Source organism: Sphingomonas sp. (genome assembly GCF_035317925.1).
GTDB lineage: Bacteria > Pseudomonadota > Alphaproteobacteria > Sphingomonadales > Sphingomonadaceae > Sphingomonas_I.
This window is the reverse complement of the sequence record NZ_DATHFV010000179.1, coordinates 15,219-28,652: the sequence shown is the minus strand read 5'-3', so window position 1 is coordinate 28,652 and position 13,434 is coordinate 15,219. Positions and strand designations below refer to the sequence as shown.

Here is a 13,434-nt window from a genome sequence, read left to right as displayed (position 1 = left end):
GTGTCCGGCAGCGAGAGCGCGTAGGCCACCACGTCGTCCCAGCTCAGGCTCATCCCTGCCGCTCCTCGCGCAGTGTCTGCCAATAGGCCAGCCGCTCGGCGATCTTGGCCTCGAACCCGCGCGGTGTTGGCGTGTAGAAGGTCTGCGGGTTCATCTCTTCCGGCCAGTAATTGTCGCCCGAGAAGGCCTCGTCCGCGTCGTGATCGTAGGCATAATCCTTGCCGTAGCCGATCGTCTTCATCAGCTTGGTCGGCGCGTTGAGGATGTTCTTGGGCGGCATCAGCGAGCCGGTTTCCTTGGCCGAACGCCGCGCCGCGCCATAGGCCTTGTAACCGGCATTCGATTTGGGCGCGGTCGCGAGATAGACGAGCGCATTGGCGATCGCGAGCTCGCCTTCGGGCGACCCCAGGAAATCGTAGCTGTCCTTGGCCGCGAGGCATTGCACCAAGGCCTGCGGATCGGCGAGGCCGATATCCTCGCTCGCCATCCGGACCATCCGGCGCAGCAGGTAAAGCGGCTCCTCCCCCGCCACCAGCATGCGCGCGAGATAGTAAAGCGCGGCCTGCGGATCGGAGCCGCGCACCGCTTTATGGAGCGCGGAGATGAGGTTGTAATGGCCCTCGCGATCCTTGTCGTAAACCGCGACCCGGCGATGCAGCAAAGCGGCGAGGCCGGCGGGATCGAGCGGCTCGGGCAGGTTGATCGAGAACAAAGTCTCGGCCTGGTTAAGCAGGAAGCGGCCGTCGCCGTCGGCGGTGCCGATCAAAGCGGCGCGGGCATCAGCGTTGAGCGGCAGCGCGCGTTCCTCGACTGTTTCGGCGCGTGCGAGCAGCTTTTCGAGCGCGGGCGTATCGAGCCGGTTGAGGATCAGCACCTGGGCGCGCGACAGAAGCGCGGCGTTCAATTCAAACGAAGGATTTTCGGTGGTCGCGCCCACCAGCACAACCGTGCCGTCCTCGACATAAGGCAGGAAGCCGTCTTGCTGGGCGCGGTTGAAGCGATGGATCTCGTCCACGAATAGCAAAGTCCGTTGGCCGAGACGGGCATGTTCTCGTGCCTCGGCAAAGGTCTTCTTGAGATCGGCGACGCCCGAGAACACCGCCGAGATTCCGACGAAGCGCAGGCCGACCGCATCGGCCAGCAGCCGCGCGATGCTGGTCTTGCCGGTGCCGGGCGGCCCCCACAATATCATCGACGACAGGCGGCCGGCCGCGACCATGCGCCCGATCGCGCCTTCGGGGCCGGTCAGATGCTCCTGGCCGATCACCTCGTCGAGCGCGCGCGGCCTTATCCGGTCCGCGAGCGGCGCATCGGCGGACACCGCCTGCGCGGAATCGGGTAGCAAGTCGGCGGCGAAGAGGTCGGCCATGACCCGAATATAGGACGCGGAGACCGCCATATCCACGTCGCGCGGAAACAGTCTTGAAATGACTCAAGATATATCTTAGATATGAGTCGATGATACAGGAGTTTATCAAAATGCGATTTGGACATGGCTATGGCCGCTGGCTTGGCGGCGGTTTCGGACCCGGGGAGCGCGGCGAACATCATCGCGGCGGCTGGGGCCATCATGAGCGTGGCGGCGGACGCCGGCGCGTATTCGACGGCGGCGAGCTGCGGCTGGTGCTGCTGGCTTTGCTCGAGGAACAGCCGCGCCACGGCTACGATTTGATCCGCGAGATCGAGGAGCGGACCGGCGGCAGCTACGCGCCGAGCCCGGGCGTGGTCTATCCGACGCTGACCATGCTCGACGAAATGGGCATGATCGACGAGGTGAAGGAGGAAGGCGCGCGCAAGCGCTTCGCCATCACCGACGCCGGCCGCGCGCACCTCACCGAAAAGCGCGAGGAGGTCGACGCTCTGATCGAGCGGCTGTCGCGCATGGGCCAAGACGAAGGCCGCACCGGCGCCGCGCCGATCAAGCGCGCGATGATGGGGCTCGGTATGGCGCTGCGCGATACGATGATCGCATCGCGCGGCGGACGCGAGGACCTGGTCCACGACGTCGCCGCGATCCTCGACGAGGCCGCGCGCAAGATCGAGCGGCTCGAGAAATGACACGGCTGGCGGTGCTGCGGCGGCGTTTGGGCTTCGAGCCCACCGCCGTCGCGAACACGCTCTATCCAAGGATACCGGCTTTGACCGAAGTCTTCTCGACCGAAGCTGCCGTGCCGACCGCCAGCGGCAGCCGCTATCTGCAGCAGTTGTGCAAGCATTGGGCGCATAATCTGACGGTCGAGTTCACGCCCGAGCATGGCACCGTCGTCTTCCCGAAGGACGCGCGCGGGGCGGACCATCCCGGTGACGCGCTGGTGACGATGGACGCGCGCGGCGACGCGCTCGACGTGCGGATCGACGCGACCTCGCCCGAACAGCGCGATGGCCTCAAGGGCGCGGTTGCGCGCCATCTCGACCGCTTTGCCTTCCGCGAGGCGCCGCTGCCGTTCGACTGGCGGGACCTCTAGGCGGTCGCGAGACCCGACGGCGCGGCGCCGATCGTCGCTTCCTGCCCACGTGAATAGGTGCCGACGAACAGGCCGGCCGCCAGCACGTTATCCTCGAGCGCCTCGACCAGTTCGTCGCGGCCCGGATTGGGGCCGAGACTGGGCGTGTCGCGCAGCGCGAACAGCTGGAAGACATAATCGTGGCTGCCGTGGCCGGTCGGGGGATCGGGCGCGAGCCAGCCTTCGGTGAAGAAGCTGCTGCGGCCGACATCCGATCCATCCGCGCCGCCATCGCCATCGCGCGCGATCGCGCCCTCGGCCAGGCGGCGCGCGTCGGCGGGGATGTTCCACACCAATGCATGGACGAGCGGGTTGGGCGCGGGGGCGTCAGGATCCTCGACGATCAAGGCGAAGCTGGTCGTGCCCGCGGGCGGATCGCGCCAAACCAAAGGCGGCGACACGCCCTCCCCGTCCGCGGTGAAGCGTTCGGGCAGGCGGGCGCCATTGGCGAAGGCGGGGCTGGACAGTTCGAGGCTGCCCGTGCCGACGTCCAGATCATGGCTGACGATCACCAATTTGGAATGGCCCGCGCGGACGTTGCGCAGCAGTTCGCCGAGCCATTGGGGAACATGTTCGAGCATCGGGGAGCCTCCTTGCCGCTATAACGGCTGGAGGTTCGAGCCGGGTCCGAAGATCAGCCCAACCGGGCCAGCGCGGATAAACATCCAATTCCGGTCTGACCAAACTTTACGGGCTGCCCCACCGTGACTAGCCTTTTCCCAAACAGGGAGAGGGTCATGCGGTTAGCGATAATCATGGGCACGCTGGCGGCCTGCGCTGCGCCGGCCAGAGCGGCAGACATAAGCGCACTGCCGACGATCACGGTGGTCGGCGTGGGCGAGGTGAAGACCGATCCCGATATCGCCAACCTCGCTTTCTCCATTCGCGGCGAAGGAGCGAGTCCCGATGCGGCGACCCGCGGGCTGGTGGCCAAACAGAAAGCGATCATCAACGGGCTCGGCGTGCTTGGCGGCGGCCGGATGGAAATCCGGACCGGCGAGGTCAGGCTGGACGAAACGCGCGCCGCGGGGTGCGGCGGCGACGACGACGACAATCCGCGCCTTTCGACGGGCAAGTGCGCCGTGACCGGCTATCTCGCCAGCATCAGCGTTTCGGTGCGGATGGAGGCGGTCAAGAATGCGGGGACGGCGGTGGGGCTGGCCGCGAGGCTCGGCGCGAGCAATGCCCATGCGAGCGACTTCGATATCCTGAAGCATGACGATGCCGCCAGGCGCGCGGCGGCGGCCGCGTTGGCGGACGCGCATAACCGCGCGGAAGCGATCGCAAGCGCGGCGGGCGAGAAACTGGGCCCGGTCGTCAAGGTGACGGACGAGGCGGCGACCGCGTCCGACGGCGACGACATCATGGTGACCGGTGCGCGCGTGCCGGCTCCGGTAATGGTGATGCCGCCGCCGGTCGCGGTGGACATCCGGCCCGAGCCGATCTCGACCACGGCGCGGCTGACCGTGACCTACGCGATCGCGCGCTAGCCTTAGAGGCGCTTGCCCATCACCAGCATGTCGCTGCCCTCGTAGCCGAGCGCTGCGTAGAAGCCGGTGACGGCGTCGTTCTCGGCGCGGACCATCAGGCGGATCACACGCGTGCCCTGCGCGGCGAGCCAGTGTTCGGCGGCCTCGACCAACGCCCGGCCAAGGCCGGTGCCGCGCCGATCGTCGGCGACCGCGACATAATAGAGCCAGCCGCGATGGCCGTCATAGCCGGCCATGATCGTGCCGGTGAGGCGGGCGCCGTCGCGCGCGGCGAGGATCGTCGCGGTCGGACAGGCGAGCGCGGCAGCGATGTCCGCGTGCGGATCGTTCCAGGCGCGGACGAGGCCGGCTTCGGCCCATAAGGCCGCGGCGGCGGGGGCTTCGTCGGGCGCGAGGGGCCCGATTTCCGTCATCCCAGCCGCGCCAGCGCCGCTCTGAGCCGTTCGGCTTCGGCGGCCTTGGCGGCGTGGTCTTCGCGCGCCTTGGCGATCGCTTCGGGCTTGGCCTTCTCGACGAAGGCGGGGTTGCCCAGGCGGCCGGCGAGGCTGTCGCGTTCCTTTTCGGCGGCTTCGGCGCCCTTGGCCAAGCGGGCGCGTTCGGCGGCGAGGTCGATCACGTCGCCGAGGGGGAGCGCGAAGGTCGCTTCGTCGACCACCACCTGCGCGGCGCCGGGGCCCTCGAAGGCGGAGAGCTGGATCGATTCGAGGCGGGCGAGGCGGGTGAGGACGCCGTGCTGACGATCGAGGCGGGCGGCGGTTTCGTCGGAGACGCCGCTGGCGAAGAGATGGAGTTTCGCGCCGGGGGGCACGTTGAGCTCGCTGCGCGCGGCGCGGATCTCGCCGACCAGCTTGATCAGCCATTCGACCTCGGCATGTGCGGCGGGATCGATCGCGCGTGCGTCGGCCATCGGCCAGTGGCCGACGATCAGATCGTGCGGGCGATCGGCGAGCGCGTGCCACAGCTCTTCGGTGATGAAGGGCATGAAGGGGTGGAGCAGGACCAGGATCTGGTCGAGCACCCAGCCGGCGACGGCGCGGGTTTCCTGGGCTTCGGGGGTGTCCCCCTCCCGCTCGCGGGAGGGGTTAGGGGTGGGGATGGTTTCCTCACCACCTAGCGTCGAGAATGTGGCTGGTTCGGACTCCCCACCCCCGGCCCCTCCCGCAGGCGGGAGGGGAGAATTAGGTCCTCCCCCACCAAGTACGGGTTTGATCAGCTCCAGGTACCAGTCGCAGAAGCTGGCCCAGGTGAAGTGGTAGATGGTGTTGGCCATCTCGTCGTAGCGCAGATCGGCGATGGCGAGGTCGAGCGCCTGGATGGTCTTGATCGTCTCGCCGATGATCCAGCGGTTGACGGCGAGATCGGCCTTGGGCGGCTCCAGGGTGGACGATCCGCCGATGCCGTTCGACTGGGCGAAGCGGGCGGCGTTCCAGAGCTTGGTCGCGAAGTTGCGATAGCCCTCGACCCGCTTCTCATCGAGCTTGATGTCGCGGCCCTGGCTTTCCATCGCGGCGAGCGTGAAGCGCAAAGCGTCGGCGCCGTATTTGTCGATCAGGCCGAGCGGATCGACGGTGTTGCCCTTGGACTTGGACATCTTGGCGCCGTGCGCGTCGCGGACGAGGCCGTGGAGGTAGAGCGTCTTCCACGGCCGCTCGCCCATGAAGTGCAGCCCCTGCATCGCCATGCGCGCATCCCAGAAGAACAGGATGTCGAAGCCGGAGATGAGGATGTCGTTGGGGTAATGGCGGCGCAGCGTATCGCTCTGGTCGGGCCAGCCGAGCGTGCCGAACGGCCATAAGGCTGACGAGAACCAGGTGTCGAGGACGTCATTATCTCGCACCAGCTCGGTCTGAAGCAGCCCCTCAAGGGAAGGCGCCTTCGACAGGTAATGAGCGGTGCTTTCGTAGATCGCAAAGTCGTGCTGGTCGGGCGGATAATATGCGCGAGCTTGCTCGATTAGATCCTCGTGGTTCTTCGCCACGAAGACAATTGGCCGCACCGAATGCTCGTCAGGTTCGTCACCCTCGCGCGCAGGTCCATACCAAACCGGGATCTGGTGGCCCCACCAGAGCTGGCGGCTGACGCACCAGGGCTGGATGTTCTCGAGCCAGTTGTACCAGGTCTTCTTCCAGGTTTCGGGGACGACGCGGATGTCGCCGGAGCGGACGGCTTCGAGCGCGGGGCCGGCGAGCGTCTTGGCGTCGACATACCATTGGTCGGTCAGCCAGGGCTCGATCACCACGCCCGAACGATCGCCATAAGGGGTCTGGATCACGCGATCCTCGACCTTCTCCAGCGCGCCGGCCTCGTCGAGCAGTTTGACGATCAGGTCGCGCGCCTCGAACCGGTCCATGCCGAGCAGTTCGGCGGGGATGAGGCCGTCGGCGGTCTGCTGGATGCGGGCTTCGGCATCGAGCATGTTGAGCATCTCGGCCGGCTTGAAGCCCGCGCGCTTGCCGACCTCGAAATCGTTGAAGTCGTGGCCGGGAGTGATCTTGACCGCGCCCGAGCCGAGCTCCGGATCGGCGTGCTCGTCGGCGACGATGGGGATCAGGCGGCCGGTGATCGGCAGGCGGACCTGCTGGCCGATCAAGGCGGTGTAGCGCGCGTCTTCCGGGTTCACCGCGACTGCCATGTCGGCGAGCATGGTTTCGGGGCGCGTGGTCGCGACCGAGATCGTGCCGCTACCATCGGCGAGCGGATAGGTGAGGTGCCAGAACTGGCCGTTGCGCTCCCGGGTCTCGACCTCGAGATCGGAGATGGCGGTGCGGAAGTGGGGATCCCAATTGACCAGGCGCTTGTCGCGATAGAGCAGTTTCTGGCGGTAGAGCTCGACGAAAACGTGGAGCACGGCCTTCGAGAAGCCCGGATCCATCGTGAAGCGTTCGTTCGCCCAATCGCACGACGCGCCAAGGCGGCGGAGCTGGCGGGTGATCTGGCCGCCCGACTGCGCCTTCCATTCCCAGACATGTTCGATGAAGGCGTCGCGGCCCATATCCTGGCGCTTGAGGCCCTGGCTGGCGAGGTTGCGTTCGACCACCATCTGGGTCGCGATGCCGGCATGATCGGTGCCGACCACCCACAGGGCATCCTTCCCCTGAAGGCGCGCGTGGCGGATCAGGATATCCTGCAGCGTATTGTCGAGCGCGTGGCCGATGTGGAGCGAGCCGGTGACGTTGGGCGGCGGGATGACGATGGTGAAGGGTTCGGCCGTATCGCGCGCGGGGCGGAACTGGCCGGTGGTTTCCCAGTGCGCGTACCAGCGGGATTCGATGGCGGCGGGATCGAAGGTCTTGTCGATGGTCATGTCGCGAGCGGCTTTAGAGGGAGTGCGCCGCCGATGCGAGAGGGCAGCTCCACCGCAGAAAAAACAAAAAACCCCAAAAACGAACTAAAGGAATTGGTGCCAGATATGGGTGGCCGATCGCGCGCGGACGTCGTGGCGGGTCCGGCGATTCCGTTCCTTGCAATGAGAAAGAACGACGGGCCTGTACGCTTTATGCGTATATTTGTCAAGCCGAGGCGCATACGAAAAGGCCGCCGGTCTTGCGACCGACGGCCTTTCCTATTTCCGTATTCGGATCAGGCGAAGGCGATGCTGGTGCGCGGGCGGCGGCGCAGCGTTGCGCCGATCATGCCGAAGCCCATCAGCGCCAGGCCCCAGGTCGCGGGTTCGGGCACGTCCAGGACCGGCGCCGGCGGAACCGCGAGCGTGGCCGAAGCCGAATAAGGCGAACCGCCCGTGCTGTTGAAGGTCAGCGTCAGCGAGGTCTGCGTCGCGCTATAGCCGAGAAACGAGTCGATCGTGTCGCCCAGCAGGTAAAGCGAGAAGCTGCTCGAGATGCCCGGCGTGTTCGACCAATCGACCGTCTTCACGCTATCGACCGAGAACTGGAAGTTATGGCCGGTGCCATCGGCGAAGGTGAAGAAGTTGGCGATCGTCTGATCGATCGTGGTGCCTTCGTGGGTCGAGAAATTCAGGATGCCGTTGAGCGAACCCAGGCCGCCCGTGGCGCCCAAGAAACCACCGGTGCCGGTGATCTCGAACGTGGTGCCCGCGGTGGCGGTGAAGGTGTTCGGATTGGCGCCCAGATTGATCGTCGGATTGAAGAGACCGACGATGCTGACGGTGCCGTCGGGAATCTCCGTGGCCTGTGCCGGCGCGCAGGCCAAGCCGGCCGCTGCGATAATTCCGCAAGCAATATAGCGCGTTACCGTACCCATGATGATTCCCCAAAAACCAGAACTGACGATATGCTGCATAGCGGCATCAGACCGCAAATTGAACCCCTAAAGAAACGTTAATGGCGCCAATTTGCGACGAATCGAGGAGTCCACACTTCGGATTGTGCAATGCTGTTAGCGGCAGAGATAATAGATATCCCAAACTTTCGCCCGAACGTTTCACAATTCAAACTGTAACATTTATGAAATAACGAGATTTATCTCACTATATTTTAAGATCAGGGCGATTATTACTCCCGCATAGTCGAACAGCTCGATCAGCATAAGCTTACGAAGATATCGAGGCGGAAACGTTCGTCTTTTTGTGCACCTGCGGCATGGACGGGATATTCCGAATTTTTCGTTGGTTATCCGACAGATGAGCCTGCGGCAGCGCATCGACGAGCGCGCGGCCGATGCGGGACCATCGGATTTTTGGCGACGAGTCGCCCGCATCGTTCGTCCCTGAGGCGACTCGGGTGATTCACGACATGATGGTGACAGTGATCGCACTGGCGGCGGATGGGGGTGCTGGACGGGATCGGGCGGAGGGCCGCGAAAGCTGACAGTCTGCCTTGCCCGTCAGGACCGGACGAAATCGACGGCGATCCTGCGCCGCCGCATCGCCGCCCCCGCCAGCCCGAAGCCGACGACCATCATTGCCCAGCTTGCCGGCTCGGGCGCCATGCCGCCGCGCACGCTGTTATCCGCGAAAATGAACCCGGCGGCGATATTTCCATATTGGTCCAGATAGTAGAAACTTCCGCCATTGCCCTGCAATGCCCGGTCGGCGTCCGTGAGCTGGTAGGAAAATGGCGTTCGCGGATCGAGCGACGCGAACATCGTCCCCACCGACGACACCTGATCTTGAAAATAGGAGAGTCCGTCGTCGCTTGTGAGGTCCGCCGCGACGTTGGTCTGGCCGAACGCCGCAAAGGCGAGCGGATCGGTGTCCATGCGGAAGATCGAGGTATCATTCGACGCAGTGTAGGAAATGGTGTGACCATTGATGGTGAGGGCGGCAGTGCCTCCGCCCGCATAGTTGTAGGTGGCGCCCAGGCCGGGAGTCACACCCTCATAACCGGCGCCATCGTCCAGGCTCATGGTGAAGGTCAGGGTGTAATGGGCGCCGACCAGATTGGCGCCGGCCGCGCCGAACAGGCCGTCAACGTCGATATTGTATGTGGGATCCGAGGCGACCACGCCCTTATGAGTCTCGTACACATAAGCCGAGCCCGCCTGTGCGGCACCCGCCCCTGTCAGCCCCAAAACCGCCGCCGTCGCCAGCTTTGCGATGTTCCCGATCATTGCCCGTTCCCCCAAACGCGATTCGATTGACCGACGTCATACTCAACTTGCGGGACGGAAGGGAATATTGCGGCTGACGAGGTGGTGGCGTCCGCAGCGATGTGGGTCGCGTTGGCATCCCGAGCGTCACAAAGGCGCTTGTGTCAGTTTGTTATCTTGATACATATGTACCATGAAAGACGATCATGACGCGCGCACCATCGAGCGGGTGCAGACCGGGGTGCGGCTGGAGAAAAGCCTGCTGAAGGTGCTGAAGGCCGTCGCCGAACAGAAGGATATGAGCCTGGGCGATTTGCTGGAGGGGATCGTGCTGCACGCCTTTGCCGGGCAGGCGCCCTTTTCCGCCGAGACGCTGCGCGACATCGCAAAGTTCGGCGAGCTCTATGGCCTGACGCTGACGGCGGAAGACAGCCACCGTTTGAAGGAGCGGCCATGATGACGCCGACGCCGCCCCCGGCGATCGCCGCGCCCGCGCCGACGCAGGTGACCAACCAATTCCAGTTCCGGCTCGACGCGCCGCCGCCCAAGGTGGCGCCCTTGTTCGGCGCGGTGGCCGAGCGGGCGTGGGCGGGGCCGGAGTGGCAGCCCGACTTCGTCTATCCGCAGCCGGCCGCGGACGTGGAGGGGGCGGTGTTCACGCTGCGCCACGGCGCGCATGTGGCGACGTGGGTGAACACGCAGTTCGACCTGAAGAGCGGCCGGATGCGCTATGTGTATTTCGTGCCCGACGTGATGGTTACAGTGATCGCGGTAGCGCTGACGCCCGCAGCCGGGAACGGCACGACCGTGACGGTGACCTATCAGCGCACCGCGTTGCGGGCGGAGGCGAACGCCATGATCGCGGCGATGGGCGCGAAGGACGCCGCGAGCGGGCCGGAGTGGAAGGCGCAGATTGAGCGGAGTTGGGGGAGGTGAAGATAGACATGAGGCCCCGACCTCTCAATCACTCCAATTTGGCCGAAGTTGAACGGGATTATGATTTGAATAACGTGGTTTTTGGGACCGAAAGTATTTTATAGAATTTTACTGGGAGAAATATGCATAGAGCCTGGGGAGGCGTGTATGTCGCAAAAAACGCTGACACTTTATCTGGGCAAGTCCGACATACCAGCTTTTGAAGACGTCTTTACCGATGAAGCCAAGGGCAAACTAAACAGAAATACGACGAAGATCGTTGATGCGCCTGACTTTGGCGATGGTGCCCGCCTATTCGTGTTTGTCGGCGATAGCCACACACCAAAATGGCTCAACGATGTGCGCCGCCTCTTCGCTGTTCCTGACCATGTGGCCACCACCTCGGCCGCTGGTGTGCTGCTCTTCCGGTCATCCGATCGACTATTTGCCTCCACCTTCGCGCATGGCTGGATGTATCTCGACGAGCATTGCTTCGAAGGCGACTTCGGGCTCCGAGCCGCGATCAACGCCCTTGATGACAAGAAATTGAAACGCTTGGAACGCGCCAACCTCGGCGACGCCCTTCGAGCAGTAGCGCTTTCACCGTTTCAACGCGGCCTCACCTCGTTTGGTATGGATAATGCCTTGGATCTGGTCAGGAAGATCAGCGGCCGGACGCGCGATGACGCCTCAACCGATTCTATGACGGGCTCCCGTTCGCTCCGCGTGACCGGAGAATTTGGCCTTGAGGATCTGCCAGCGCTCGCCTCCGATGCGCTCGAATATTATGAATCTGATGCTTATCAGCAGACTGATTTTGCAATTCTGGACTCGGTGATGCCTGTAGCCGACCTCGAGCTCTCCGAGACGCTCGACGACCTAGCCGCTAACAGCATTCGTAATGGCGAGGATCGGTTTGAATTTGGCTTGCCTATTGGTTTCGACGACCAGGCCGTTTCGTACAAATTCGTTGGCCCCGGACATCGAGGCTCGCATCCCGATCTTCTGTTACGGCACTATATCGAAGCGATGGGAGACAGGCTCGCCGGCTTGACCGCCGAAACGCTTAAAGATCATAAAATTGTCGCGATATTCGATGACGATAACCGGCCAGATTCAAAGTGGTCGGTCAAATCCTCATTAGTAGGATCCATAGTCCACGATAATGAGCGATATGCAACGAATGAAGGCGATTGGTACCGCATTGAACAGCAATTCAAGGATGCAATCGAAGCCGCCTTCACCGATGTCCTTGAACCCTGGATAGTCGCGCCGGACCCGCTCAGGAAAATCTACAACGACCGGGGCGATGGCCACTACGAGGCCGAGGCCGAATACAATGCGCGCTTCGCGCAGGCAAACGGCTACGTTTTGCTCGACCGTGCTCTCATTCAAATCCCGGGCATCGACCGATCAGACTTTGAATCGTGCGACGTGCTCGACATTGCTGGCAAACGCTTCCTGCACGTTAAGAAAAGCTCGCGTCGATCGAGTGTGCTGAGCCACTTCTTCAAACAAGGCACGAATTCAGCACGGCATTTCAGTACGTTCGAGGCGGCTTGGATCAGGTTACGAGAACTGGTCGAGGCGCGCGCAGGACAAGAATGCGCCCATCTTCTCGACGCGGCCTGTGCTGATGATCGCCCTTGGAAAATCGAATTTCTTATCGCCGACACACCGAGACAGGCCGGTGGTTTCAATATCCCGTTCTTTAGCAAGGTCTCTCTGCGCGACGAGATCCGGACCCTGCGCGCCATGCGATATGAAACCTCGCTACGGTTTATCGAACTTCAGCCCGACTGATAAAGCGACAAGCCCGTGGCGCGTGTTTGGCCGGCGCACCGAGTGCCTACAGGATTAAGCGGCGCTATAGCGCCGGACCGAGAACGAGCCCGTGTCCCCCAGTTTGTTAAATCGAACATGATGACCCGGGTATCATTGCTGTGCCATAGCGCCTGCATGCTGGATACGAACGAGTTTGACCCGCTAGCTGTCGAAAACGTCGGTGTGACGCTCGCCGTGGAGCTCTTGGAGCGGCCGCTGCAAAAGATGCCGCCCGAAGCTTTCAATGGGGCTGGCGTGTACGCCCTTTATTACTCCGGCGATCACGATGCCTATGCCGCGCTACGGCATTTAGACGAGGGTCGCTTCAAGTACCCTATCTACATCGGCAAGGCGGCAGGTGAGAGCGCTAAGCAGGGATTCAGCCCCAACGGTAGCGGTGAGCGCAAACTCCACGGCCGCATCGGTGAACATGCACGCTCGATTCAGGCAGTTCAGAATTTAGAACTAGACGACTTTCGCTGTCGTTATCTCGTTCTGAACGACGCGTATATTTCGCTCGCTGAATCAGTCATGATTCGCATGTTCCGGCCTCCGTGGAATGGCATGAGCTTCGGAAGCAAAGTCGTCGGAAAAAACCGAATGACCGGCGAGCCCGGTTTATGGGACGCGCTCCATCCCGGTCGAGGTGGTCGGCCGGCTGGTTCCCAGCGCGCCGACCAGGCCGCTCAGTTGATCGCACGCCGCTCTGCAGAGCTAAGTCAGGACTTGGCTGACCCGACGCTGCTCCGAATGTACCAGCGCGTCATGAAGTTTGTTTGAGACAATTCCAAGCCGGACTTTCGGCGGCTTGGCCAAGCGATGGCATACACTCTCGAGTTTCACAACACCCGTGTCTGTGCCCGAATGGGTGAGCCAAAAGCTCCAAACATCGCGGTTGATGGCAGCCAAGGTTCCCATTACGTTCTCATCTTGATCTGGACTGCGATTCGCATTAGAACGATTCAATCCGCGGCGTTTAACCGCGGATTGAATCGGAGCATTATTCGGTGGGCTTGGATGGCGCGGATGCGAGACGGGTAACCACTACGCTTTCAACCACACGCAAAGCGCAGCTTGAGCGACTAGCTCGACGCGAAGGCGTGAAGGAAGCTTGGATCGTTCGTCGCGCTCTGGAAAAATATTTGGACAAGGTTGGCGACGGCTCTGTCGTCGAGGCGGAAGGGGAGCGGTAG

The 13,434-nt window shown here is 63.1% G+C and carries 14 protein-coding genes; 8 read left to right on the top strand and 6 right to left on the bottom strand.

Annotation, left to right across the window (positions count from 1 at the left end; translation table 11 throughout):
• Positions 1 to 49 precede the first annotated feature (49 nt).
• Entirely contained in the window at positions 50 to 1,369 is a 1,320-nt protein-coding gene (locus VK533_RS13550) for a replication-associated recombination protein A (RefSeq protein ID WP_324378516.1), read from the bottom strand.
• Positions 1,370 to 1,479: 110 nt separating this feature from the next.
• On the opposite strand from VK533_RS13550, the gene VK533_RS13545 reads away from it, so the two are divergent.
• Both VK533_RS13545 and VK533_RS13540 read left to right on the top strand, forming a co-directional pair.
• Positions 1,480 to 2,058, top strand: coding sequence for a PadR family transcriptional regulator (locus VK533_RS13545; protein ID WP_324378514.1), 579 nt, complete (start codon positions 1,480 to 1,482; stop codon positions 2,056 to 2,058).
• Positions 2,059 to 2,138: 80 nt separating this feature from the next.
• Positions 2,139 to 2,465: a DUF2218 domain-containing protein gene (locus VK533_RS13540; RefSeq protein WP_324378518.1), complete on the top strand. Its 327-nt coding sequence runs from the start codon at positions 2,139 to 2,141 to the stop codon at positions 2,463 to 2,465.
• On the opposite strand, the gene VK533_RS13535 is transcribed toward VK533_RS13540, so the two are convergent.
• Positions 2,462 to 3,085 (bottom strand): YbhB/YbcL family Raf kinase inhibitor-like protein, encoded by a 624-nt coding sequence (locus VK533_RS13535; protein ID WP_324378512.1) that lies wholly within the window; start codon positions 3,083 to 3,085, stop codon positions 2,462 to 2,464. The two genes, VK533_RS13540 and VK533_RS13535, sit on opposite strands and share 4 nt — an antisense overlap.
• A gap of 156 nt (positions 3,086 to 3,241) precedes the next feature.
• On the opposite strand from VK533_RS13535, the gene VK533_RS13530 reads away from it, so the two are divergent.
• A complete protein-coding gene (locus VK533_RS13530; protein WP_324378509.1) occupies positions 3,242 to 3,994 on the top strand; it encodes an SIMPL domain-containing protein in 753 nt (250 codons plus the stop codon).
• A gap of 2 nt (positions 3,995 to 3,996) precedes the next feature.
• On the opposite strand, the gene VK533_RS13525 is transcribed toward VK533_RS13530, so the two are convergent.
• From VK533_RS13525 to VK533_RS13510, 4 genes are all read right to left on the bottom strand, one after another.
• Positions 3,997 to 4,407: a GNAT family acetyltransferase gene (locus tag VK533_RS13525; RefSeq protein WP_324378507.1), complete on the bottom strand. Its 411-nt coding sequence runs from the start codon at positions 4,405 to 4,407 to the stop codon at positions 3,997 to 3,999.
• Positions 4,404 to 7,298, bottom strand: coding sequence for a valine--tRNA ligase (locus VK533_RS13520; protein WP_324378505.1), 2,895 nt, complete (start codon positions 7,296 to 7,298; stop codon positions 4,404 to 4,406). Before VK533_RS13520 ends, VK533_RS13525 begins: the two co-directional genes overlap by 4 nt.
• A 275-nt stretch (positions 7,299 to 7,573) precedes the next feature.
• On the bottom strand, positions 7,574 to 8,215 hold the full coding sequence (locus VK533_RS13515) for a PEPxxWA-CTERM sorting domain-containing protein (RefSeq protein ID WP_324378503.1): 642 nt from the start codon (positions 8,213 to 8,215) through the stop codon (positions 7,574 to 7,576).
• A 582-nt stretch (positions 8,216 to 8,797) separates the two neighbouring features.
• Positions 8,798 to 9,523, bottom strand: coding sequence for a PEPxxWA-CTERM sorting domain-containing protein (locus VK533_RS13510; protein ID WP_324378501.1), 726 nt, complete (start codon positions 9,521 to 9,523; stop codon positions 8,798 to 8,800).
• 172 nt (positions 9,524 to 9,695) lie between these two features.
• Here VK533_RS13510 and VK533_RS13505 point away from each other — a divergent pair, with 172 nt between their 5' ends.
• The 5 genes from VK533_RS13505 (at position 9,696) to VK533_RS13485 (ending at position 13,434) form a co-directional block, all read left to right on the top strand.
• The gene (locus VK533_RS13505; protein WP_324378499.1) at positions 9,696 to 9,959 is read left to right on the top strand and encodes a hypothetical protein; all 264 of its coding nucleotides are present in this window, start codon (positions 9,696 to 9,698) and stop codon (positions 9,957 to 9,959) included.
• Entirely contained in the window at positions 9,956 to 10,438 is a 483-nt protein-coding gene (locus VK533_RS13500; RefSeq protein WP_324378497.1) for a hypothetical protein, read from the top strand. The genes VK533_RS13505 and VK533_RS13500 overlap by 4 nt, the downstream gene beginning before the upstream one ends.
• Positions 10,439 to 10,585: 147 nt before the next feature.
• On the top strand, positions 10,586 to 12,220 hold the full coding sequence (locus VK533_RS13495; protein WP_324378495.1) for a TIGR04141 family sporadically distributed protein: 1,635 nt from the start codon (positions 10,586 to 10,588) through the stop codon (positions 12,218 to 12,220).
• Positions 12,221 to 12,376: 156 nt separating this feature from the next.
• Positions 12,377 to 13,021 carry an Eco29kI family restriction endonuclease gene (locus tag VK533_RS13490; RefSeq protein WP_324378493.1) on the top strand — a complete coding sequence of 215 codons (645 nt, stop codon included), beginning with the start codon at positions 12,377 to 12,379 and terminating at the stop codon, positions 13,019 to 13,021.
• 227 nt (positions 13,022 to 13,248) lie between these two features.
• Entirely contained in the window at positions 13,249 to 13,434 is a 186-nt protein-coding gene (locus VK533_RS13485) for a CopG family transcriptional regulator (RefSeq protein WP_324378491.1), read from the top strand.

What these genes read in the sequence shown, in the direction of transcription:
- VK533_RS13515 (WP_324378503.1), bottom strand. Translation starts at nt 8,215, where the DNA reads ATGGGTACGGTAACGCGCTATATTGCTTGCGGAATTATCGCAGCGGCC.
- VK533_RS13520 (WP_324378505.1), bottom strand. Translation starts at nt 7,298, where the DNA reads ATGACCATCGACAAGACCTTCGATCCCGCCGCCATCGAATCCCGCTGG.
- VK533_RS13530 (WP_324378509.1), top strand. Translation starts at nt 3,242, where the DNA reads ATGCGGTTAGCGATAATCATGGGCACGCTGGCGGCCTGCGCTGCGCCG.
- VK533_RS13510 (WP_324378501.1), bottom strand. Translation starts at nt 9,523, where the DNA reads ATGATCGGGAACATCGCAAAGCTGGCGACGGCGGCGGTTTTGGGGCTG.
- VK533_RS13500 (WP_324378497.1), top strand. Translation starts at nt 9,956, where the DNA reads ATGATGACGCCGACGCCGCCCCCGGCGATCGCCGCGCCCGCGCCGACG.
- VK533_RS13525 (WP_324378507.1), bottom strand. Translation starts at nt 4,407, where the DNA reads ATGACGGAAATCGGGCCCCTCGCGCCCGACGAAGCCCCCGCCGCCGCG.
- VK533_RS13550 (WP_324378516.1), bottom strand. Translation starts at nt 1,369, where the DNA reads ATGGCCGACCTCTTCGCCGCCGACTTGCTACCCGATTCCGCGCAGGCG.
- VK533_RS13495 (WP_324378495.1), top strand. Translation starts at nt 10,586, where the DNA reads ATGTCGCAAAAAACGCTGACACTTTATCTGGGCAAGTCCGACATACCA.
- VK533_RS13545 (WP_324378514.1), top strand. Translation starts at nt 1,480, where the DNA reads ATGCGATTTGGACATGGCTATGGCCGCTGGCTTGGCGGCGGTTTCGGA.
- VK533_RS13490 (WP_324378493.1), top strand. Translation starts at nt 12,377, where the DNA reads ATGCTGGATACGAACGAGTTTGACCCGCTAGCTGTCGAAAACGTCGGT.
- VK533_RS13505 (WP_324378499.1), top strand. Translation starts at nt 9,696, where the DNA reads ATGAAAGACGATCATGACGCGCGCACCATCGAGCGGGTGCAGACCGGG.
- VK533_RS13535 (WP_324378512.1), bottom strand. Translation starts at nt 3,085, where the DNA reads ATGCTCGAACATGTTCCCCAATGGCTCGGCGAACTGCTGCGCAACGTC.